Source organism: Actibacterium sp. MT2.3-13A (genome assembly GCF_018139985.1).
Taxonomy (GTDB): Bacteria; Pseudomonadota; Alphaproteobacteria; order Rhodobacterales; family Rhodobacteraceae; genus JAGSOU01.
The window spans coordinates 52,307-73,806 of record NZ_JAGSOU010000017.1 but is presented as its reverse complement, the minus strand read 5'-3'; the positions used below and the strand labels follow the sequence as shown (position 1 = coordinate 73,806).

General features: G+C 68.7%; 18 protein-coding genes. 6 read left to right on the top strand and 12 right to left on the bottom strand.

Going from position 1 to position 21,500, the window contains the following annotated elements; genetic code table 11:
* Positions 1-9 precede the first annotated feature (9 nt).
* From KCI33_RS14570 to KCI33_RS14555, 4 genes are all read right to left on the bottom strand, one after another.
* Positions 10-570 carry an adenylate kinase gene (locus KCI33_RS14570; protein ID WP_212525530.1) on the bottom strand — a complete coding sequence of 187 codons (561 nt, stop codon included), beginning with the start codon at positions 568-570 and terminating at the stop codon, positions 10-12.
* Positions 567-1,217, bottom strand: coding sequence for a peptide-methionine (S)-S-oxide reductase MsrA (msrA, locus tag KCI33_RS14565; RefSeq protein ID WP_212525529.1), 651 nt, complete (start codon positions 1,215-1,217; stop codon positions 567-569). The genes KCI33_RS14570 and msrA overlap by 4 nt, the downstream gene beginning before the upstream one ends.
* 32 nt (positions 1,218-1,249) lie before the next feature.
* Positions 1,250-1,534 carry a hypothetical protein gene (locus KCI33_RS14560; protein WP_212525528.1) on the bottom strand — a complete coding sequence of 95 codons (285 nt, stop codon included), beginning with the start codon at positions 1,532-1,534 and terminating at the stop codon, positions 1,250-1,252.
* A gap of 93 nt (positions 1,535-1,627) precedes the next feature.
* Positions 1,628-2,869, bottom strand: a complete 1,242-nt coding sequence (locus tag KCI33_RS14555) for an MFS transporter (RefSeq protein WP_212525527.1) — start codon at positions 2,867-2,869, stop codon at positions 1,628-1,630.
* A 253-nt stretch (positions 2,870-3,122) separates the two neighbouring features.
* Between KCI33_RS14555 and KCI33_RS14550 the strand changes: the two genes are divergently transcribed.
* The gene (locus tag KCI33_RS14550) at positions 3,123-4,184 is read left to right on the top strand and encodes a YeeE/YedE family protein (protein WP_212525526.1); all 1,062 of its coding nucleotides are present in this window, start codon (positions 3,123-3,125) and stop codon (positions 4,182-4,184) included.
* A 30-nt stretch (positions 4,185-4,214) separates the two neighbouring features.
* Here the strand turns inward: KCI33_RS14550 and KCI33_RS14545 are convergent, their stop codons facing one another.
* Complete coding sequence (locus tag KCI33_RS14545; protein WP_212525525.1) at positions 4,215-6,416, bottom strand: primosomal protein N'; 2,202 nt, start codon at positions 6,414-6,416, stop codon at positions 4,215-4,217.
* Between the two features lie 95 nt (positions 6,417-6,511).
* On the opposite strand from KCI33_RS14545, the gene fsa reads away from it, so the two are divergent.
* The 3 genes from fsa (at position 6,512) to KCI33_RS14530 (ending at position 8,938) form a co-directional block, all read left to right on the top strand.
* Positions 6,512-7,165: a fructose-6-phosphate aldolase gene (gene fsa, locus KCI33_RS14540; protein ID WP_212525524.1), complete on the top strand. Its 654-nt coding sequence runs from the start codon at positions 6,512-6,514 to the stop codon at positions 7,163-7,165.
* A gap of 136 nt (positions 7,166-7,301) precedes the next feature.
* Complete coding sequence (locus KCI33_RS14535; protein ID WP_212525523.1) at positions 7,302-8,009, top strand: DUF484 family protein; 708 nt, start codon at positions 7,302-7,304, stop codon at positions 8,007-8,009.
* Complete coding sequence (locus KCI33_RS14530; protein WP_212525522.1) at positions 8,006-8,938, top strand: tyrosine recombinase XerC; 933 nt, start codon at positions 8,006-8,008, stop codon at positions 8,936-8,938. Before KCI33_RS14535 ends, KCI33_RS14530 begins: the two co-directional genes overlap by 4 nt.
* Before the next feature lie 39 nt (positions 8,939-8,977).
* Here KCI33_RS14530 and ileS read toward each other — a convergent pair whose 3' ends face one another.
* Positions 8,978-11,899, bottom strand: a complete 2,922-nt coding sequence (gene ileS / locus KCI33_RS14525; RefSeq protein WP_212525521.1) for an isoleucine--tRNA ligase — start codon at positions 11,897-11,899, stop codon at positions 8,978-8,980.
* A 238-nt stretch (positions 11,900-12,137) separates the two neighbouring features.
* On the opposite strand from ileS, the gene KCI33_RS14520 reads away from it, so the two are divergent.
* Complete coding sequence (locus tag KCI33_RS14520) at positions 12,138-12,554, top strand: group III truncated hemoglobin (RefSeq protein WP_212525520.1); 417 nt, start codon at positions 12,138-12,140, stop codon at positions 12,552-12,554.
* 1 nt (position 12,555) lies between these two features.
* On the opposite strand, the gene KCI33_RS14515 is transcribed toward KCI33_RS14520, so the two are convergent.
* Positions 12,556-13,551, bottom strand: a complete 996-nt coding sequence (locus KCI33_RS14515) for a TIGR01620 family protein (protein WP_212525519.1) — start codon at positions 13,549-13,551, stop codon at positions 12,556-12,558.
* A complete protein-coding gene (locus KCI33_RS14510; protein WP_212525518.1) occupies positions 13,548-14,966 on the bottom strand; it encodes a YcjX family protein in 1,419 nt (472 codons plus the stop codon). Before KCI33_RS14510 ends, KCI33_RS14515 begins: the two co-directional genes overlap by 4 nt.
* A gap of 115 nt (positions 14,967-15,081) precedes the next feature.
* Between KCI33_RS14510 and truA the strand changes: the two genes are divergently transcribed.
* Entirely contained in the window at positions 15,082-15,849 is a 768-nt protein-coding gene (gene truA / locus KCI33_RS14505) for a tRNA pseudouridine(38-40) synthase TruA (protein ID WP_212525517.1), read from the top strand.
* Between the two features lie 167 nt (positions 15,850-16,016).
* Here the strand turns inward: truA and KCI33_RS14500 are convergent, their stop codons facing one another.
* The 4 genes from KCI33_RS14500 to fdh3B all read right to left on the bottom strand — a co-directional run bounded on the left by KCI33_RS14500 (position 16,017) and on the right by fdh3B (position 21,495).
* Entirely contained in the window at positions 16,017-18,011 is a 1,995-nt protein-coding gene (locus KCI33_RS14500) for a HAMP domain-containing sensor histidine kinase (RefSeq protein ID WP_212525516.1), read from the bottom strand.
* Complete coding sequence (locus KCI33_RS14495) at positions 18,004-19,377, bottom strand: sigma-54 dependent transcriptional regulator (protein ID WP_212525515.1); 1,374 nt, start codon at positions 19,375-19,377, stop codon at positions 18,004-18,006. Before KCI33_RS14495 ends, KCI33_RS14500 begins: the two co-directional genes overlap by 8 nt.
* 187 nt (positions 19,378-19,564) lie before the next feature.
* Positions 19,565-20,791, bottom strand: coding sequence for a formate dehydrogenase subunit gamma (locus KCI33_RS14490; RefSeq protein WP_212525514.1), 1,227 nt, complete (start codon positions 20,789-20,791; stop codon positions 19,565-19,567).
* Between the two features lie 110 nt (positions 20,792-20,901).
* Complete coding sequence (fdh3B, locus tag KCI33_RS14485; RefSeq protein WP_212525513.1) at positions 20,902-21,495, bottom strand: formate dehydrogenase FDH3 subunit beta; 594 nt, start codon at positions 21,493-21,495, stop codon at positions 20,902-20,904.
* Positions 21,496-21,500: the final 5 nt, after the last annotated feature.

Here is a 21,500-nt window from a genome sequence, read left to right as displayed (position 1 = left end):
CCAATGCGCCTAGGCCCCCGCGGGCGCGGGGTCAAGCGCGGCCAACGCTTGTTCAGCCAGCCGTTCCACCGGCTGGGCCGCGTCGAGGCGGATCACCGGGCAGTCCAGTTCGGCCAGCCAGGCCTCGTGCAGGTGGCGCGAGCGGCCGGTGAACACCGGGTCGTCATAGCTCATCGCCCAGTCGAGGAAGCTGCGGAACGCCTCGGCCCGCGGACCGCCCGGGTCGATGGCATTTCCGAAGCGGCGGCGCTCGCGCCGGCGCAGCCGCGCCAGCCGCATCCCCGACGGCATGGTCAGAAAGACGACATGGGTCAGCCGCGGCACGATCGCGTCGCCCCAGCCCGCGCAGGAGCCCGACAGGAGCCAGTCCGCGCGCGGCAGGAACATCTCCTCCATCAGCGCCAGGCGGGCGCGGATCGGGCGCTTGTCGCGAAAGGGCGGATCGCTGGGGCGCCAGTAGAAATCGTCGATGTCGAAGGCCTGGCTGCCCAGGCGGTCCGCCAGCGCCCGGCCCAGCGTCGAGCAGCCCGTGCCGCTGGCGCCGAGGATATGGATGCGCCGTCCGCTCACGCTCCGGTGCCGATGGGGCAGCTCACGCCGGTGCCGCCCAGCCCGCAATAGCCGCCCGGGTTCTTGGCGAGATACTGCTGGTGGTAGTCCTCGGCGTAGTAGAACGCGGGCGCGGGGCGGATCTCGGTGGTGATCGCGCCCAGACCCGCCGATCTCAGCCGCGCCTGGAAGGCGTCGCGGCTGGCCTCGGCCGCCGCGGCCTGCGCCGGCGTATAAGTGTAGATGGCCGAGCGGTACTGCGTGCCCCGGTCATTGCCCTGGCGCATGCCCTGGGTGGGGTCGTGGCCCTCCCAGAACAGCTTCAGCAGCCCCTCGTAGGAGATCACCGCGGGATCGAAGATCACGCGCACCACCTCCGCATGGCCGGTCTGGCCGGTACAGACCTCCTCATAGGTGGGGTTGGGGGTGACGCCGCCGGCGTAGCCGGCCATGCTGAGCCAGACGCCGGGCGCCTGCCAGAACAGCCGCTCCACGCCCCAGAAGCAGCCCATGCCGAACATCGCCTCCGCCATGCCCTCGGGCGGTTCCGCCTTGAGCGGACGGTCGAAGACGAAATGCCGTTCGGCGGTGGGGATGGGCGCGGGGCGGCCGGGCAGCGCGTCCTGCGGTGCGACCATCTGCATCTTCTTCTGCGGAAACGGGAACATCGGACACCTCCAACCGTTCAGATAGGCATGCCTCAGGCGACAATGAAGCTGCCGAGCCCAAGAAAAATGGCCAGCAGCGAGGCGAGGAAGGTCCAGATCCGCAAGGCGACGCCGGTCTTGCGGGTCAGCGCCAGCGCCAACAGCCCGATCAGCGCCGAGGGCAGCAGCGCGACGCCGCAGAACGGGATCGTGTAGCCGACGATATAGCCGATATCGGGCAGCGGATCGGTCGGCAACTGCCCGGAGAGGAAGCCGACGGCCACCATCCACAGGGCCGTGCCCCCGATCAGGTAGGTGATCCAGCTGCGAACGGTCATTGACCCCTGTCCCCTTGTTCCGGGCCCATTTCCGGGTCCGGCCTTTCCTTCGTGATTGTCGTTTCTGTCACATGGCGACGCAATGCGAAAAGGCTAGCCCGGCTGAACCGCGCGGAATTTGGCCCAGACGGTCTCGTTGCCCGGCTCGGGGTGGCGCGGGATCATCAGCGCCAGGCACAGCGACAGCGCCGCCATCCCCGCCGCCAGCGCGAACACGCCGCCCGGGCTCGTCACCCAAAGATAGCCCAGCAGCGCCGGCAGGAACACCGCCGCGATATGGTTGATGGTGAAGGCCACGGCGGCGGTGGGGGCGATGTCGCCGGGATCGGCGATCTTCTGGAAATAGGTCTTCAGCGCAAAGGCCAGCGCGAAGAACAGGTGGTCGATGACGTACAGCGTGGCGGCCAGCACCACGCCCCAGCCGAAATAATAGATCCCGCCATAGGACAGGAACACAACGACCAGCCCGACATACTCGAACGCCAGCGCCCGGCGCTCGCCCCATTTCGCCACGGCGCGACCCATCAGCGGCGCGAAGACCATGTTGGCGACGAAATTGATCAGCAGCAGCGCCGTGACCTCGTGCACCTCGAAGCCGAAGCGCTCGACCATCATGAAGGCGGCGAAGACGACGAAAATCTGCCTCCGCGCGCCGGACATGAACTGCAGCAGGTAATAGAGCCAGTAACGCCGGCGCAGGATGAATTTCTTGACCTGGGGGTTGGGCGCCTCGAACTGCGGATAGGCCAGCAGGCAGAACAGCGCCACGAGGGCGGTGAACCCGCCCGAGACCATGTAGACGAAATTGTAGGACAGGTCGAAGGTCTTCCAGCCGACCACCAGCAGGCCGTAGGCCACCAGCGACGCGGCCGATCCGGTCGCCACCAGCCAGCCCAGCATCTGCGGCGCGCGGCTTTTTTCGAGCCATTGCAGCTGCAGCGACTGGTTCACCGTTTCGTAATAGTGGAACCCGATCGAGCTGATCAGCGTGACCGTCAGCAGCCCGCCCAGCGACGGGAACCACGCCGTTACAGCCGTGGCCGCGCCCAGCATCAGCAGCGACACGATGCCCAGCACCTGCTCGCGGATGAACAGGATCAGCGCGATCACCCCCACGGCGAGGAAGCCGGGGATCTCGCGCACCGTGTGCAGCCAGCCGATCTCGACCCCGGTGAAATTCGCCGCCTCGATCACGAAATTGTTCAGCAGCGCCGACCAGGTGGCGAAGGCCACGGGCATCGCGGCGGCCATCAGGAACAGAAGGCTCGTCGGGCGCCGCCAGAACGGCAGCGCGCGGGCCTGGCCCAGGGGCACGGTATGGGTTTGGCTTTGCATGGCCAATGCCTTAGCTCCGCGCGCGGCGCTTGGCGAGAGCAAAACGCACGCCGGCCCCTCCCTGCGCCGCGCCGGCGGCGGGCGACGACGCGCGGCGGCCGCCGGCGCGCGGGCGCCGCGCCCTCCCGCGCGGCGCGCATCGTCGCAGCCGGGCGATGGGCGCTTGCCTCCGCGCCTGATCTGAATCAAGGCAAAACGAGGCATTGTCGGTCAAAAACCCGGCTGACCCGACGAGACTCTGGGAGACGCGCGAATGGAGATTGTGGAAATCGTTGAACGCATCGGCGAAGGCCCCACTGCGGCGGTGTTCGGCCTGATCACCGGCCTGATCTTCGGCGTCGCGGCGCAACGTTCGCGCTTCTGCCTGCGGGCGGCCACCGTGGAGTTCGCCCGGGGCAGCATGGGCCGCTCGGTCGCGGTGTGGCTGCTGACCTGGTCGACGGCGGTGGTCTGGGTGCAGGCGGCCGAGATGTTCGGACTGATGCGTTCGGCCGATGCGCGGATGATGGCGGTGGCGGGCTCGTGGTCGGGCGCGATCATCGGCGGGCTGATGTTCGGCGCGGGCATGGTGCTGGCGCGCGGCTGCTCGGGGCGGCTGCTGGTGCTGGCGGCCACGGGCAACCTGCGCTCGGTGGTTTCGGGGCTGATCTTCGCGGTGGTCGCGCAGATGAGCCTGTCGGGCCTCCTGTCGCCCTTGCGCGACTGGCTGGCCGCCCTGTGGGTCACGCCCGGCGGCAAGAACGTCAACCTGATCGCGGCGCTTGGCCTGCCGCCCAGCAGCGGGCTGGTGGTGGGCCTGTTCACGGCGCTGGCCGCGCTGTGGCTGTCGCGCCGCAACCGGATCGGCGCGCGCACGCTGATCTTCGGCGCGGGGGTCGGTTTCTCGGTCGCGGTGGGCTGGGTGCTGACCTTCAATCTCGCTCAGGTCAGCTTCGAGCCGGTCCAGATCGAAAGCGCCACCTTCTCGGGGCCCTCGGCGCATACGCTGATGTTCTTCCTCGACCGCAACGCGGTCCTGGAATTCGACGTCGGGCTGGTGCCCGGCGTGGTGATCGGCGCCTTCGCCGCCGCCGCCTGGGGGCGCGAGCTGAAATTCCAGGGCTTCGAGGGCGAAAAGAACATGCGCAAGGCGATGATCGGCGCGGCGCTGATGGGCTTCGGCGCGATGCTGGCGGGGGGCTGCGCGATCGGCGCCGGCGTCACCGGCGGCTCGATCTTCGCGGCGACGGCGTGGCTGGCGTTGTTCTGCATGTGGGTGGGCGCGGTGATCACCGATTTCGCGATCGACCAGCCCGGCCTGCGCGCCACCGCCTGAGCCGCCGCCCGGCCAGCCGGTGCGGCCCGCTCAGAAAAAGCTCTGCGGGTCGATGTCGATCTGAAGCCGCAGGTTGTTCGGCAGCCTGAACTGCCCCGCCCAGGCCCGCAGCGCCGCCTGCAACGGCGCGGTCTTCTCGGCCTTGACCAGCAGGCGCACCCGGTGGCGGCCCCGGATGCGGGCGATCGGCGCCGGCGCGGGACCGAAGACCTGCGCCCCGATCCGGCGCAAGGGCTCGTCGCGCCGGGCCATCTCGGCCCCGAGGTCAAAGACCGCCTGCGCCTCCGGCCCGCTCAGCACGATGCCCGCCATCCGGCCATAGGGCGGCACGCCCGCCGCCCTGCGCTCCGCCGCCTCGGCGCGCCAGAAGCCCTCTTCGTCGCCCGACAGGATGGCGCGGATCACCGGGTGCTCGGGCTGATAGGTCTGCAACAGCGCCAGCCCCTTGCGCCCGGTCCGCCCGGCGCGCCCCGCCACCTGCCGCATCAGCTGGAACGTGCGCTCCGCCGCCCGCAGGTCCGAGCCCTGAAGCCCGAGATCGGCGTCGATCACGCCGACCAGCGTCAGCAGCGGGAAATTGTGCCCCTTGGCCACCAGCTGCGTGCCGATGATGATGTCGGCCTCGCCCTGCGCGATGGCCTCGATCTGCGCCTTCAGCGCCCGGGCCGAGCCAAAAAGGTCCGAGGACAGCACCGCGATGCGCGCCTGCGGGAACAGCTCCAGCGCCTCCTCGGCCAGCCGCTCCACCCCCGGGCCGACCGGCGCGAGCTTGCCCTCCACACCGCAGGAGGGGCAGGCGGCGGGGATCGGCCGGGTCTCGCCGCATTGGTGGCAGACGAGGCGTTTCAGGAAGCGGTGCTCGACCATGCGCGCGTCGCAATGCTCGCAGGCGACCTGGTGGCCGCAGGCCCGACAGATCGTCACCGGCGCATAGCCGCGCCGGTTGAGAAACAGCAGAGACTGCTCCCGCTTTTCCAGCCGCGCGCGCACCTCGGCCTGCAGGACGGGCGAGACCCACTTGCCCCCCGGAAGATCGGCCTCGCGCATGTCCACCGCCCGCATCTCGGGCAGCTCCGCCGCGCCGAACCGCGATGCGAGGTCGATCCGCGCGTATTTCCCGGCCTCGGCATTGGCCCAGCTTTCAAGCGAGGGCGTGGCCGAGGCAAGCACCACCTGCGCGTCGCAGAGCGAGGCGCGCAGCACCCCCATATCGCGGGCGGAGTAGAGCGCGCCATCCTCCTGCTTGTAGGAAGTGTCGTGCTCCTCATCGACGACGATCAGGCCGAGGTCGCGGTAGGGCAGGAACAGCGCCGAGCGCGCGCCGACGACCAGCTGCGCACCGCCCTGCCCGACCATTTTCCAGCAACGCCGCCGCTCGGTCATGGTCACCCCCGAATGCCATTCCGCGGGCTTGGCGCCGAAGCGTTTCTCGACCCGGGTCAGGAATTCCGAGGTCAGCGCGATCTCGGGCAGCAAAACCAGCGCCTGGCGGCCCCGGCGCAGGCATTCCGCCACCGCCTCAAGGTAGACCTCGGTCTTGCCCGAGCCGGTCACGCCTTTCAGCAGCGTCGTGCCATAGCGCCCGCTCGCCACGCCCGCGCGCAGTTGCGCTGCGGCGGTCGCCTGATCCTCGGCCAGCGTCACGCCGGGCAGGTCGGGGTCGAGGCGGGGGTAAGGCATGTCGCGCGGCGCGTCCTCCTCCGACACCGCGCCGAGCTTCACCAGCCCCTTGATGACCGAGGTGGTGACGCCCGCCTGCGCCGACAGTTCGGTGAGGGTGAAGGCCAGACCGCCGTATTCCTCCAGCACCTCCAGCACGCGGCGCCGGGCGTCGGTCATCCGGTCGGGCGCGGCATGGCCCGGCCGGTAGACCTTGCGCATCGACTCCGCCCCGCCCAGCCCCGGCGCGCGGGTCGCCAGCCGCAGCATCGCCGGCATCGGCGTGATGGTGTAGTCGCCCGCCCGTTCCAGGAAGGCGCGCATCTCGTCGCGCATCGGCGCCACGTCGAGCACCCGCGTCACGTCGCGCACCCTGGCCAGGTCATAGCCGCCCTGCCCCGGCCCCCAGACCACGCCCAGAACCTTGCGCGGACCCAGCGGCACCTCGACGAAGGCGCCCGGTTCGCAGCCGCCCTCGGGCGCGCGGTAATCCAGCAGCCGGTCCAGCGGCTGGGTGGTCAGCACGCCCACCAGCGCGCCTTCTTCGAAGAATTCGGGCGAGGAGCTGCTCATCAGAAGTGCGACAAAGACCTTTTACTTGTTTCCGCCGGGCGGGCCTTCTTGTATCAGGAGCCCGAACAGATGCCGACAGTTGCAGGACAATACAAATGAAATTCTTTGTCGATACCGCCGACGTCGAGGCCATCGCCGAGCTCAACGCACTGGGCATGGCCGACGGCGTGACCACCAACCCCTCGCTGATCATGAAATCGGGCCGCGACATCCTCGAGGTCACGAAAGAGATCTGCGAGATGATCGACGGCCCGGTCTCGGCCGAGGTCGTGGCGCTGGAGGCCCCCGCGATGATCGAGGAGGGCCGGAAGCTGGCCAGGATCGCCGACAACATCGCGATCAAGGTGCCGCTGACCTGGGACGGGCTGAAGGCGTGCAAGGTGCTTTCGGGCGAGGGCCACATGGTCAATGTCACGCTGTGCTTCTCGGCCAACCAGGCGCTGCTGGCGGCCAAGGCGGGCGCAACCTTCGTCTCGCCCTTCGTCGGCCGGCTCGACGACATCAACATCGACGGGATGGACCTGATTCAGGACATCCGCACCATTTACGACAATTACGGGTTCGAAACGCAGATCCTCGCCGCCTCGATCCGCAACGTGAACCACATGAAGGAGGCCGCGCTGATCGGCGCCGACGTGGCCACCGCGCCGCCGGCCGTGATCAAGGCGATGGCCGGCCATGTGCTGACCGACAAGGGCCTCGAGGGCTTCATGAAGGACTGGGCCAAGACCGGTCAGAAAATCCTCTGATCGCGCCTCCGCGCGCGGCCCCGGCCACGTGCGGATGGTGTCGAAAACGCCCCAACCCGCGGATTTCTGCGAAAAAACGCGCGAAAAATCCGCGGGGCTCTGCTAGGATCGCGCGAAAAGACGTGATGAGGCCCTGATGAGCAGCACAGCCCCGATCGAACCCGGCCTGCGGGATCGCATCCTTGCCGACCCCAATGTCCTGCTTGAGGACCGCGAGCTGATGCACGCGCTGATCGCCGCCAATGAAAAGACCATGGGCGGCAATATCATCGACCTGCGCGGCATCGCGATGGAGCGGCTGGAGGCGCGGCTCGACCGGCTGGAGGACACCCACCGCTCGGTTATCGCCGCGGCCTACGAGAACCTCGCCGGCACCAACCAGGTGCACCGCGCCGTCCTGAAGATGCTCGACCCGACCGCGTTCGAGCCCTTCCTGCGCAATCTCGGGCATGAGGTGGCCGACATCCTGCGCCTCGACTGCGTGCGCCTGGTTCTGGAAAGCCGCCAGGGCGAGGAGGAGGCCGCGCTCCAGCGGCTCAATGACGTGCTCTCGGTGGCCGAACCCGGGTTCGTCGACCGCTACATCACCCAAGGCCGCAACCTGCCGGTGCGGACCGTCACCCTGCGCCAGACCGAGCCCTCGGGCGACAACATCTATGGCGAGAAAGCCGGCTATATCCGCTCCGAGGCGCTGCTGAAGCTCGATCTCGGCGAAGGCCGCCTGCCGGGGATGCTGGTGATGGGGGCGGAGGATCCGCACCAGTTCTCGCCCAATCAGGGCACCGACCTGCTGGCCTTTTTCGCGGGCGTGTTCGAACGGGCGATGCGCCGCTGGCTGGCGTGAGCCTGTCGCTGACACCGGCCGCGCGCGCGGCGCTTTCCGACTGGCTGGCGCATGAACGCGCGCTGAACGGCGCGGCCGAAAACACCCTGAAAGCCTATGGCGCCGATGTCACCGGCTTCCTCGCCTTCCTGGCGCAGCATCTGGGCGGCGCGCCGGGGCTTGGCCCGCTGGCCGAGGTGGGTCTGTCCGACATGCGCGCCTGGATGGCGCATGAGCGCTCCCGAGGCGTCTCGGCCCGGTCGCTGGCGCGCGCGCTGTCGGCGGTCAAGGGTTTCTACCGATGGCTGGGACAGCGCGAGGGCTTCGACCCGGTGGCCGTGCTCTCTGTCCGGGCGCCGAAATTCCAGAAGAAACTGCCGCGCCCGCTGGATCGGGACGCCGCCCGCGCCATGATCGGCACGGTGGAGCTGCAATCCTCGGAGCCCTGGGTCGCGGCGCGCGACGCGGCGGTGGTGACGCTGCTCTACGGCTGCGGACTGCGGATCTCCGAGGCGCTGGGGCTGACCGGCCGCGACGCGCCATTGCCCGAGACGCTGCGTATCCTCGGCAAGGGCGACAAGGAGCGGCTGGTGCCGGTCCTGCCCGCCGCGCGCGAGGCGGTCGAGGCCTACACCGCCCTCTGCCCCCATGATCTGGAGCCCGACGCGCCGCTGTTCCGCGGCCTGCGCGGCGGGCCGCTCAACCCGCGCCTGATCTCGCGTGCGATGCAGGCGGCGCGGATGCAGCTGGGCCTGCCCGCCAGCGCCACGCCGCACGCGATGCGCCACAGCTTCGCCACGCACCTGCTGGGCGCGGGCGGCGACCTGCGCGCGATTCAGGAGCTGCTGGGCCATGCGTCGCTGTCCACGACGCAGGCCTATACGGCGGTCGATACCGCCCGGCTGATGGAAATCTACGACCGCGCCCATCCCAAGGCGCGGGGCGGCTGACAGCCGCGGCCCCCGCGATCAGGGGCCGCGGCGTATCTCTCAGTCCAGCGCGGCGTTGCAGCGCCGGCAGGTGCCCGGATGGGCATGGCTGCCGACATCGGGCAGGATCTTCCAGCAGCGCTGGCATTTCCCGCCATCGGCCTTCTCGAACACCACGCCCACGCCCGGCACCTCGGGCATGCGGAAGGCCTCGTTCGGGCTGGGATCGCCAGTCAGCACGATTTCCGACGTGATGCAGACATCCGCGAAATCGACCGAACGCAGCGCCTTCAGCACCTCGCCATCGGCCACATGCACCACGGGTGCGGCCTCCAGCGAGGCGCCGATCACCTTGTCGCGGCGCTGGATCTCCAGCGCGGCGGTCACGGCGCGGCGCACCTGCCGGATGCCGGCCCATTTCGCCGCCAGCGGCTCATCCAGCCAGTCGGCGGGCGTGTCGGGCATGTCCACCAGATGGACCGAGCTGTCCTCGCCCGGGAAGCGGGACAGCCACACCTCCTCCATGGTGAAGACCAGGATCGGCGCCAGCCAGGTGGTCAGGCGGTGGAACAGGATATCCAGCACCGTCAGCGCCGCGCGGCGGTTCAGGCTGTCGTCGCCGTCGCAGTAAAGCGCGTCCTTGCGGATGTCGAAATAGAAGGACGACAGATCCACCGTGGCGAAATTGAACAGCGTCTGGAACACGCCCTGGAAGTCATAGGCGGCATAGCCCGTGCGCACCTTGTGATCCAGTTCCGCCAGACGGTGCAGCACCCAGCGCTCCAGCTCAGGCATCTCGGCGGGCGCGACCCGCAGTTCCTCGCGGAAATCGCCGAGCGAGCCCAGCATGAAGCGCATGGTGTTGCGCAGCCGGCGATAGCTGTCGGCCACCCCCTTCAGGATTTCCGGGCCGATCCGCTGGTCGGCGGTGTAGTCGGTCTGGGCCACCCACAGCCGCAGGATATCGGCGCCGTATTGCTTGATCACCTCTTCGGGCAGGATGGTGTTGCCGAGCGATTTGGACATCTTGTTGCCCTTCTCGTCCAGCGTGAAGCCATGCGTCACCACGTTTCGATAGGGCGCGCGACCGATCGTGCCGCAGGCCTGCAGCATGGAGGAGTGGAACCAGCCGCGGTGCTGGTCGGTGCCCTCCATGTAGACATCGGCGATGCCGTCCTCGGAGCCGTCCGCGCGGTCGCGCAGCACGAAGGAATGGGTGGAGCCGGAATCGAACCACACGTCGAGAATGTCGAGGACCTGCTCATAGGCGTCGGGGTTGTGGTCGTCGGCCAGGAAGCGCTCCTTGGCGCCATCCTTGTACCAGGCATCCGCCCCCTCGGCCTCGAAGGCCGCCGCGATCCGGGCGTTCACCGCCTCGTCGCGCAGCAGGAAATCGGGGTCGGTGGGCAGCGCGCCCTTGCGGGTGAAGCAGGTCAGCGGCACGCCCCAGGCGCGCTGGCGCGACAGCACCCAGTCGGGCCGCGCCTCGATCATCGAATAGAGACGGTTGCGCCCGGTCTGCGGCGTCCATTTCACCAGCTTGTCGATCGAGGTCAGCGCGCGGCTGCGGATCGTGGTGCCATAGTCGTCCTGCCCGTCGCCGACCTCGCGGTCGATGGCGACGAACCATTGCGGCGTGTTGCGGAAGATCACCGGCGCCTTCGAGCGCCACGAATGCGGGTAGGAGTGCTTGACGCGGCCGCGGGCGATGATGCCCTTCGCCTCGACCAGCTTGTCGATCACGGCGGCGTTGGCCTTGCCTTCCTTGCCCTTGTGATCGAACACCTTGAGCCCGGCGAAGAACGGCACATGGGCCAGGAATTCGCTTTCCTCGCCCACGTTGTGGGTCATCCGGTCCAGCCAGTTGCGCTTGACGAAACATTCGTAGTCATCCGCGCCGTGGCTGGGCGCGGTGTGGACGAAGCCGGTGCCGGCGTCGTCGGTGACATGGTCGCCGTCGATCATCGGCACGTCGTAATCCCAGAAGCCGTCGGCGCCGTCGAGGCCCGCGAAGGGGTGCTCAAGGATCAGCTCACCAACCTGACTACTATCTACTCCTCGCACTCTCTTGAAACTTGTAACACGAGCTTTTGCCAGTGTTTCTTCAGCCAGAGCATCGGCAAGGATGTAAAGATCACCCACCTTGGTCCAGCTTTCCTCTTCGGTCGCGTCCACGCGGTAGAGGCCGTAGGCGATCTTCCGGTTATAGGCGACGGCCTTGTTGGAGGGGATGGTCCAGGGCGTCGTGGTCCAGATCACCACGCGCGCTTGCAGCAAGTCTTCGAGACTTTCTTGGCCCGAAGCAGTCGCACCTTTGATCGCGAAGGGCACCCAGATCGTATGGCTCTGGTGATCGTGATACTCGATCTCCGCCTCGGCCAGCGCGGTCTTTTCCACCGGCGACCACATCACCGGCTTGGAGCCCTGGTAGAGCGTTCCGTTCATCAGGAATTTCATGAATTCCTCGGCGATCACGCGCTCGGCGTGGAAATCCATCGTCAGGTAGGGATCGTCCCATTTGCCGGTGACGCCCAGGCGCTTGAACTCCTCGCGCTGGATGTCCACCCAGCCGGCCGCGAATTTGCGGCATTCCTGGCGGAAATCGACGACCGGCACCTCGTCCTTGTTCTTGCCCTTGGCGCGGTACTGCTCCTCGATCTTCCATTCGATGGGCAGGCCGTGGCAGTCCCAGCCCGGCACATAGCGGGCGTCCTTGCCCATCATCTGGTGCGAGCGCACGATGATGTCCTTGATCGTCTTGTTCAGCGCGTGGCCGATATGCAGGTGGCCGTTGGCGTAGGGCGGGCCGTCATGCAGGATGAAGGGCGCGCGCCCCGTCTTTTCGCGCAGCCGGTCGTAGACGCCGATCCGGGCCCAGCGCTCCAGCCATTCGGGCTCGCGCTTGGGCAGGCCCGCGCGCATGGGGAAATCGGTCTCGGGCAGGTTCAGCGTGTCTTTGTAGTCGGGCGTGTCGGCACACATGGGGCGTGGTCCTTGAAAGATCGTCAGGTCTGGAAGAAGGGGCGGCGCGAGGGCTCAAACGCCTTGTCCCGGCGGCTCATCTTGGGTCAGAGCGCCGGGCTGGTAATTCGAATAATGATGGCAATGCGCGTCATCATGGGGCGCTTATACGCCGCGGGCGCGGCCGGGTCCAGTGGCCGGGGGGCGCTTGCCGCGGGGGCGGAAAAGATATATCTGCCATGCAGATAAAGGAGCCGCCATGACCGCCCTTCCCCCGCGCTTCGACATCACGGCCGCGCAGATCGATACCGTGGTGCGCCGTTTCTACGCCGCGATCCGGCGCCACCCCGAACTGGGGCCGATCTTCGCCGCCCATGTGCCCGACGGCGGCTGGCCCGCGCATGAGGCCAAGATCGCCGCCTTCTGGCGCAACGCCATCCTGCATGAGCGCAGCTATGACGGCAGCCCGATGCGCGCGCATCTCTCCGCGCCGGAGATCAGGGAGCATCATTTCGCGCTGTGGCTGGGGCTGTTCGACCACATCCTCCGCACCGCCGATCTGCCGCCCGAGACCGCGGCGGCGTTCTCGGCGCTGGCCCACCGCATCGGGCGCGGGCAGCGCGCCGCGATCGCCGATCGCGACCGCCCCGCGGGCAGCCCGCCGCGGCTTCTTTGAGCTAGGCCGCACCCTTCGAAAACAGCCCCGTCAGCGACCGCTGCACCAGCCGCGAGGCCGAGGGGCGCTTGGCCCGAACGAAGGGCAGCGGCCGGCAGACCTCGATCGCGGCGACGCCCACCCGCGCGGTCAGCGCGCCGTTCACCAGCCCCTCGCCGAAGCGGCGCGAGACCTTGCCCACCAGCCCGCCGCCGATCAGCGGCTCGATCATGTCGTCGCCCACCGCGACCGCGCCGGTGGCCACCAGATGGGTCAGCACCGCGCGGGTGATGCGCCAGCTGCCCAGCGTGCCCGACCGCCCGCCGTAGATCTCGGCGATGCGGCGGATCATCCGCAGGTTGGCGCTCAGCGCGGCGAAGAGATCGGCCAGCGCCAACGGCACCAGGGCGGTGACGGTCGCCACCTGCCGCGCCGCCCCTTCGACCTCGCGCCGCGCGGCGGCGTCCAGCGGCGCCAGCAGCTCCGCCTCGGCCAGCCCCAGCAGCCCGTCGGCATCGAACATGTCGCCCTGCCGCTCGGCCAGCCGCTCGCGGCCCCAGCGCAGCTCGTCGCGGGCGGCATAGAGGCGCTCCAGCCGCGCCACCACCTGCCGCGCCTGCCCCAGGTCGCCAGAGACCAGCGCCGCAGCGCCCGCCTTCTGCACGGTGTCGATCCGGCGCAGCCGGGCGAAGGCCGACAGCTCGCGCAGCCCGATCATCGCCAGCGCCAGCAGCACGGCGGCCAGCAGCACCAGTGCCGCGGTTCCGATCACAGCGTTGCGCGCCAGCAGCCCGGTCACCAAATCCCACGCCGCGACCGAAGCGGCGAAGCCGATCAGCGCCACCAGGCTCGACCAGAAGAACCGCCCCAGCCGCGAGGGACGGCGCGCGCCCAGCGCGGCCAGCGTCTGCATGGCTTGACCCGAGGGGGCCTCCTCCAACTCCGGCACGGGGGGCGCGGAGGACGGGGTTTCGGCGGGTTCGCCTTCGAGGTCGATCAGCACGGGGCCCTGGGTCATCTCAGCCGGTCTCCGATCAGGAATTCCGCCGCCCGGTCGAGGCGGATATGGGGCGGGCCTTCGCCCGGTTTCAGGCTCAGCCGGGCGGGCGCGAAATGCATGATGCGGTAATCGGCATCAAGCCACCTCTCCTGCCCCTGCCGCGCCGCCGACAGGATGCGCGCTGGATCCTCGGGCAGCGCGCCGGGGTAGAGCGCGGCCTGTTTTCCGGTCTCCAGCAACGTGCCGCGCACGCAGTCCAGATCGCGCCCGCCATGCGCGATGGTCTCCTCCACCGTGGCGCGCAGGGCGGCGATGGACATGGCCGCGGTCTGTGCGCCCGCAAAATCGGCGCGGTCGCGGGCCTCGCGCAGCAGCGCCTCCATGATCGCGGTCAGGCGCGGGTGCTGGGAGTGGTGCAAATGGTCCGCCTTGGAGGCGGCGAAGAGGATGCGCTCCACCCGCTTGCCCAGCAGGATCTGGCTGAGCCACGCGTTCCGCCCCGGCCGGAAGGCCGACAGGATATCGCGCATCGCGCGTCGCAGGTCGTCGGTGGCCTGCGGGCCGGCATGGATCGCGCCCAGCGCATCGACCAGCACCACCTGCCGGTCGATGCGCGCGAAATGGTCGCGGAAGAACGGCTTTACCACCTCGCGCTTGTAGGCATCGAAACGCCGCTCCATCTCGCGCCAGAGGCCGCCGCGGGCGGGGCGCTCGGGCCGGGGCAGCGGCGCGAAGGTCAGCGCGGGCGAGCCCGCCAGATCGCCGGGCAGCAGGAAGCGCCCCGGCGTGCAGTCGTAGAACCCCGCCTTGCGGGCCTGCATCAGGTAGTCGGTATAGGCGGCGGCGAGGGCCTTGGCCGCGGGCTCGTTCAGCGGGGCGTCGGGATCGGCAGCCGCGGCGGCGGCCAGAAACGCGGCCGCCGCGGGGCGCGGGCGGATGCGTTTCAGCGTCTCCGCCGACCACTCCGCAAAGCTCTTGTCCATCAGCCCGAGGTCCAGTAGCCATTCGCCGGGGTAATCGACGATGTCGAGATGCACCGTGCGCGGCCCCGACACCGCGCCCAAGAGCCCCGTCGGCTGCACCTTGAGCGACAGCCGCAGCTCCGACACCGCGCGGGTGCTTTCAGGCCAGTGCGGATGGTCGCCGGTCAGCGCGTCGAGATGCGCCTCGTAGTCGAAGCGCGGCACGGTGTTGTCGGGCTGCGGCTGGAGATAGGCGCTGCGGATTGCGCCCCCGGCGGCGGCCTGCAACTGCGGCATGCGCCCGCGGTCCAGCAGGTTCGCCACCAGAGAGGTGATGAACACCGTCTTGCCGGAACGCGCCAGCCCGGTCACGCCCAGCCTGATGACCGGCTCGAAAAAGGTCTCGGACAGGGTGTCGCCCACGCCCTCGACCCCGCGCACCAAACTGTCTGCGATATCGGAAATGCCCACATGCGCCTCATGTCTTGTCGGGCCCAAGATAAGCATGGGGCGGCCAAAGGCAAAGAGAACAAGGGAATTTCCCGCACGCCTTGATTGCCAAGCGCGCGCGCGCTATCGGGGGGCCATGCCCCGCTATGCGTTGAAACTGGAATATGACGGCGCCCCCTTCGCCGGGTGGCAGCGCCAGGCCGACCAGCCCTCGGTCCAGGGCGCGGTCGAGGCCGCGCTGGCGAAGCTTGAGCGCGACGTGCCCTCGATCGCCGCCGCGGGCCGCACCGATGCGGGGGTCCACGCGCTGGGTCAGGTCGCGCATTGCGAGCTGACCAGGGAGTGGGACCCGTTCCGCCTGTCCGAGGCGCTGAACTATCACCTCAAGCCGCATCCGGTGGCGGTGGTGGCCTGCGCGCGGGTGGCGGACGATTTCCATGCCCGCTTCTCGGCGCTGGAGCGGCAGTATCTTTTCCGCCTCGTCACCCGCCGCGCGCCGGTGGTGCATGACGCGGGCAAGGTCTGGCAGGTGCAGAACCCGCTGGCGCTGGAGCCGATGCAGCGCGCCGCGCGCTACCTGCTCGGCCGGCACGATTTCACCACCTTCCGCGCCTCGATCTGCCAGGCGGACTCGCCGGTCAAGACGCTGGACGAGCTGCGGATCGAGGAGATGGACTACCCCTCGGGGCGCGAGTTCCGTTTCCATGTCCGCGCGCGCAGCTTTCTGCACAACCAGGTCCGCAGCTTCGTCGGCACGCTGGAGCGGGTCGGCGCGGGCGCCTGGACGCCGGAGGATGTGAAAGCCGCGCTGGAGGCGCGCGCGCGCGCCGCCTGCGGGCCGGTCTGCCCGCCGCAGGGGCTCTACCTCGCGCGGGTGGGCTATCCGGAAGACCCGTTCGGTTGATATCCTCCCGCAGGCGGCGGGTGCGGGCCCCGGCCGGGGTCATCCCGGCCGCGCAGGGGAACGGGATCGCGCCCTGCTGGGCCGAAGCGCGGGTGTATCCGCTGACCTGGCCCGAAGTCATGAAGAACCGCAGCGGGCGGCCCCAAGCCGATTAACGGGTCCCGACCCTAACCCGCCGCGTCCGTGGACAGCGGCAGCCGGATCCGGAAACAGGAGCCCTGTCCGGGCGCGCTGGCGACCGTGATGTCGCCGCCCGCACGCTGCACCAGGTCGCGGGTGATCGACAGGCCCAGCCCCGTGCCCTCGTTCCGCTTGGTCGAGAAGAACGGGTCGAAAATCCGCGCCTGGAGTTCCTCGTCCATGCCGATTCCGGTGTCGAGCACCTCGATCGTGAGGCGCCCCTCGTCGGAGCGGGTGCGCAGGCTCAGCGTGCCGCCCTCGGGCATGGCCTGGATGGCGTTGATCATCAGGTTGACCAGCACCTGCTGCAACTCGGTCTCGTTCATCGCCACCTCGCCGCCCGCGGCGAGATCCAGCACCAGCTCGATGTCGGAATTCGACAGGATGTGCTGAACCAGCGGCAGGGTGCTGCGCACCGCCTGGTCGGGGTCGAGGCCGGCTCCCTCCTGCTCGAACTCCTCGGGACGGGTGAAGCGCAAGAGCTTGGTCACCAGCAGGCTGATGGCCTGAATCTGCTCCTGAATCAGGGTGAACTCGGTGCGCAGGGGCTCGGCCGCGGGGCCGAGATCCTCGTGGATCACGTCGAGATTGCCCTGGATCACTGCCAGCGGGTTGTTGATCTCATGCGCGACGCCGGCCGTTATCTCGCCCAGCGCCGCCAGCTTTTCCGACAGGATCAGCTGTTTCGAGGTCATCTCCAGCTGGCGGTTCGCCTCCTCCAGGTCGCGGGTGCGGCTGGCGACGCGCGATTCCAGTTCCTCGGCCCAGTCGCGCAACCGGCGGTCGCGTTCCTGCAACTGATCGAGCAGGCTGTCGAGATGCGCGGCCAGGCGCGAGATCTCGTCGTCGCGGCCCCTGATGTTGGAGCGCGCCCCGAGATCGCCAAGCTCGACCTTGGCGATGGCGCGGTTCATCCGCTCCAGCGGCTTGAAAATCCCGCGCGCGAAGGCCAGCAGGATCGGCACGCTCAGCACCATCACGAACAGGAAACTGCCGCCGATCAGCAGGTGGGTGCGCCGCTCCGCCTGCCGGAACGGCGCCTCGAGGAAGCCGACATAGAGCATCCCCACGCGATTGCCGAAACTGTCGAGGATCGGCTCGTAGGCCGAGATATACCAGTCGTTCACGACGAAGGCGCGCGCCAGCCAGGTCTTGCCCTCGGTCAGCACCTTCTGGCGCACCTCGGCCGAGACCCGCGTGCCCAGCGCGCGAACATTCTCGAACAGGCGCACATTGGTCGAGACGCGCACATCCTCGAGAAACAGCGTGGCGGTGCCCAGGTTGCCCCCGGTCAGGCTGCCCACGGGGTAGACCAGTTCGTTGATCTCGTCGATGAACCCAAGGTTGCGGTTCAACAGAAGCCCGCCCACCAGCGCGCCGCCGGGCGCGGGCGCGGCGGCGTGAACCACCATGCCGCGGGTTTCCTCGGTGCGCTCGGTCGGGGCGGCGGCGCGGGTGGGGACCAGCTCCAGCCGGGCCTGCGCGGCCATGTCGGGCGACAGCGCGGCCAGAACCTCGCCGTCGAAGATGTCGATCGCGGTCTGCCGGTGCCCGGACAGCGCCGTGGCCACCACCGGCCAGCCCCGCGGATTGCGCAGCGGCGCGGCGCGACCGGCAAGAACGGTCTGGCCGTCCGCATTCACGAAGTAGAGAAAATCCAGCCCCATCCTCAGGCGCTGCCCCTCGAGGAAATCGCTCAGGCTCGCGCTGTCGGAGCTCAGGCGCTGGAACACGGCCGACTGCCCGAGGGCGGAGATTTCGGCGCCGCGGCGCTCCATCAGCCCGGCGAGGTGCTGGTGTGCCACCGTCAGCTCGCCGGCGACCTTGGCGATCAGCACCTCGTCGAAACGGTGGCTCCAGTTCTTGACCGAGGTCACCAGCAACAGCGGCAGAAGGATCAGGACCGGCAGGAGCGCGATGGCCAGCAGGCGCGCGCGCACCGTGTTGCGCAGGGCAACCGGGCGCGTCGGCGCCTCAGACATTCCACATCGCGCATTTGCGGTCGATCGTCTTGCGCGACACGCCCAGCCGGCGGGCGGCCTCGGCGCGGTTGCCGCCGCAGGCCTCGAGCACGGTCAGGATGTGGCGCCGCTCGACCGCATGCAGCGATTCCACCGGCTCGACCCCGGTCTCGTCGGCGGAGCCGGCGAATTCGGGTGGAAACTCGCCCAAAATCAGCGAGCGTTCGATCAGGTTGCGCAGCTCGCGCACGTTGCCAGGCCAGTCATAGCGCGCCAGGTTGAACAGCACCTGTTCGGACAGCGGCAGCGGCGTGACGCCGAGCTGGCGCGAAAACTTGCCCATGAACAGCTCGGCCAGTTCCGGGATGTCGCCCACCCGGTCCCGCAGCAGCGGCATGTGCACCGTGATCACGTTGATCCGGTGATAGAGGTCGGGACGGAACCGCCCCTCCTTCATCGCCTTTTCCAGGTCGGCGTTGCTGGCAAAGACAAAGCGCAGGTTGAGCGGCACCTCGCGCTCGGCCCCGCCGGGGCGGAAGCAGCCGTCCTCGATCACCCGCAACAGCGAGGCCTGCACCGTCAGCGGCAGTTCGGCCACCTCGTCGAGAAACAGCGTCCCGCCCGAGGCCTGCACCAGCAGCCCGTCGCCCGAGGGCCGGCCCAGCTCGCCGAACAGGTCGGCGGCGATGCGGTCGGGCGAGGCGGTGGCGCAGTTGATCGGAACGAAGGGCTTGTCGGCGCGGTCCGACATCGCGTGCAGGGTGCGCGCCGCGATCTCCTTGCCGGTGCCGCTGGCGCCGGTGAACAGCACCGGGGTGGGCATGGGCGCGGCCTTTTCCAGGGTCTGTCGGACCGCCTCGATCCCCGGCGACTTGCCGATGAGGCGGCCGCGCGCGGCCAGGTTATCGGCCTGCAGCTCGTATTTCAGCAGGAAATTCTCGCGCCGCAGATAGCGCTGATCCATGCAGCGGTTGATCACGTTCAGGATCTGGTTCGACCGGAACGGCTTGAGCACGAAATCCGAGGCCCCGACCCGCAGCGCCTGGATGGCGGTGTCGAGATCGGCGTAGGCCGTCATCAGGATCGCCTCGGCGAAGAAGCCGACGCGGCGCTGCTCCTTCAACCAGTCGAGCCCCGACTGGCCGGGCATGACGTTGTCCAGCAGCACCAGGTCGAAATGCTGCTTGTCCAGCAGCTGCGACGCCTCCTCGGCGCTGGCCGCGGCCTCGATCCGCTTGCAGCGGGGTTGCAGGGTGCGCACCAGATAGTTCCGCATCCCCGGCTCGTCATCGACCACAAGGATCGAGACGTGCCGGATCGCGCGGTCGATATGCGACTGGCCCGTCCCGGACGGGCCGTCGGGCGGTGTCTGCGCCGCGAGGTTCATGTGTGTATTGTGGCCTCTCGCTCGGGGTCAGGTCAATCCAGCCGGACCGCGGGCCCGGATGTCACCTCCTGGATGGAGAACCCCGCCCGGTGAAGCGAGAAGTCGGCCGCCACGGCAATGACCGCGATGGCCAGGAATGCCAGATACATGCTTTTCATCGGTGTCTTTCCCTTGGGTGGCGGCAGCGTCATTCGGCCGGATGGCTGGTCTTGTCGTGGTCATGGGCGGGCTTGCCGGTGACCTCCTCGAACCAAAGCCCGTGATGCTCCTTGGCCCATTGCTCGTCAACCTCGCCGGTGCCCATGGCGTCGAAGGCGCCCTCCATGCCGATGGTGCCCAGATAGATATGGGCGAGGATGATCGCCATGAAGACGAAGGCAACGATCGCGTGCCACAGCTGCGCCAGCTGCATCTCCTGATGCGGCAGCAGGGTGGTCGGCAGATCGGCCATGCCCAGGATCTGCGGCACGCCCAGCGCGTTCAGCTTTTCAAAGGTAAGCGCAAAGAGCGGCATCTGGAACGGAAACAGCAGCGACAGCCCCGAGACCGAGATCGACACGCCCAGCACCAGCACGCCCCAGAAGATGATCTTTTGCCCGGCGTTGAACTTCTTCGCCGGCGGGTGAACGTTCTTGGAGAAGATCCCGCCGCCCACGGCCAGCCACTTCAGGTCGTGCCGGTTGGGGATGTTGTGCACCAGCCAGAACAGCGTGACCAGCACGAGCCCCAGCATGAAGGCCCAGGCGATGTTGTTGTGCACCCATTTGCCGGCGCTGGCGTAGGGCGAATAGGCCGCCTGCCCGATCAGCGGGATCAGCGCCTTGCGCCCGAACAGCAGCGTCAGCCCGGTGATCCCCAGCAGCACGAAGGAACCGGCCAGCAGCCAGTGGGCGAAACGTTCGATCGAGGAGAAGCGCAGGATCGTCCGTCCGGTCTTCTCGCCGTCGATGCGGATGCGCCCGCGGACGAGGTAGAACAGCAGCAGTGCGCCCAGCACCCCCAGCAGCAGGTAGCCGCCATAGGTGGACAGCGGCCCCTCGCGGAACGCCAGCCAGGTCATGCCGCTGTCCTGGATCACCACCTCGGCGGCCGGGCCGCGCGACGTCACCTGGACATTTGCCGAGCCATAGCGCAGGGCGCGCCAGAGTTCGGGGTCGGAAACGCCGCCCAGCGTGCCCAGCTGGTCGGTCATCGCCGCGGCGCGGTCGGGGTCGCCAATGGCCTCCCGGCGGAAGGTATAGTCCACATTCTCGCCGCGCTGGCGCGCGAGGATGTCTTCCAGCGTCTGCGCCCCACCCGTCGCGGCGCGCGGATCGGCCGGTGCCGCCTCCTGCGCCAGAACGGCGGTGCCCTGCAGCAGCAGGAGGCCCAGCGCCGCGATGAAAGCCAACAGTCTCTGCGTGATGATCGCCATAACCGATTTTCCCGTGGAGTAAGAACATCCGCCCGCGGCGCAGGACGCCGCGGGCGCTTGTCGGAGAACCGTGCGGCCGCCTCCCTTCGGCCGCACGGTCAGGAGCGGGCTCAGTTCGCCTTTTGCTCGTAGGCGGTGCCCCAGCCCCAGGCCCCCGAACCGAAGCCGCGCGCGACCACGCGCTCGCGGTAGATCGCCGACACCACGTCGCCGTCGCCCGCCAGAAGCGCCTTGGTCGAGCACATCTCGGCGCAGATCGGCAGCTTGCCCTCGGCGATACGGTTGCGGCCGTATTTCGAGAACTCGGCGTTGGAGTGGTCCTCTTCCGGGCCGCCGGCGCAGAAGGTGCACTTGTCCATCTTGCCGCGCGATCCGAAATTGCCCGCCTGCGGGTATTGCGGCGCGCCGAAGGGGCACGCGTAGAAGCAATAGCCGCAGCCGATGCACAGATCCTTGGAGTGCAGGACGATGCCCTCCTCGGTCTGGTAGAAGCAGTCGGTCGGGCAGACCGCCATGCACGGCGCATCCGAGCAGTGCATGCAGGCGACCGAGATCGACCGCTCGCCCGGGGTGCCGTCGTTGATGGTGATCACCCGTCGGCGGTTGATGCCCCACGGCACCTCGTGCTCGTTCTTACAGGCGGTGACGCAGGCGTTGCACTCGATGCAGCGCTCGGCGTCGCAGAGAAATTTAGCTCGTGCCATTCTGT

Coding starts and splice junctions, on each gene's coding strand:
- msrA (WP_212525529.1), bottom strand. CDS start 1,217: ATGTTCCCGTTTCCGCAGAAGAAGATGCAGATGGTCGCACCGCAGGAC.
- KCI33_RS14560 (WP_212525528.1), bottom strand. CDS start 1,534: ATGACCGTTCGCAGCTGGATCACCTACCTGATCGGGGGCACGGCCCTG.
- KCI33_RS14555 (WP_212525527.1), bottom strand. CDS start 2,869: ATGCAAAGCCAAACCCATACCGTGCCCCTGGGCCAGGCCCGCGCGCTG.
- KCI33_RS14550 (WP_212525526.1), top strand. CDS start 3,123: ATGGAGATTGTGGAAATCGTTGAACGCATCGGCGAAGGCCCCACTGCG.
- KCI33_RS14545 (WP_212525525.1), bottom strand. CDS start 6,416: ATGAGCAGCTCCTCGCCCGAATTCTTCGAAGAAGGCGCGCTGGTGGGC.
- fsa (WP_212525524.1), top strand. CDS start 6,512: ATGAAATTCTTTGTCGATACCGCCGACGTCGAGGCCATCGCCGAGCTC.
- KCI33_RS14535 (WP_212525523.1), top strand. CDS start 7,302: ATGAGCAGCACAGCCCCGATCGAACCCGGCCTGCGGGATCGCATCCTT.
- ileS (WP_212525521.1), bottom strand. CDS start 11,899: ATGTGTGCCGACACGCCCGACTACAAAGACACGCTGAACCTGCCCGAG.
- KCI33_RS14520 (WP_212525520.1), top strand. CDS start 12,138: ATGACCGCCCTTCCCCCGCGCTTCGACATCACGGCCGCGCAGATCGAT.
- KCI33_RS14515 (WP_212525519.1), bottom strand. CDS start 13,551: ATGACCCAGGGCCCCGTGCTGATCGACCTCGAAGGCGAACCCGCCGAA.
- truA (WP_212525517.1), top strand. CDS start 15,082: ATGCCCCGCTATGCGTTGAAACTGGAATATGACGGCGCCCCCTTCGCC.
- KCI33_RS14500 (WP_212525516.1), bottom strand. CDS start 18,011: ATGTCTGAGGCGCCGACGCGCCCGGTTGCCCTGCGCAACACGGTGCGC.
- KCI33_RS14495 (WP_212525515.1), bottom strand. CDS start 19,377: ATGAACCTCGCGGCGCAGACACCGCCCGACGGCCCGTCCGGGACGGGC.
- KCI33_RS14490 (WP_212525514.1), bottom strand. CDS start 20,791: ATGGCGATCATCACGCAGAGACTGTTGGCTTTCATCGCGGCGCTGGGC.
- fdh3B (WP_212525513.1), bottom strand. CDS start 21,495: ATGGCACGAGCTAAATTTCTCTGCGACGCCGAGCGCTGCATCGAGTGC.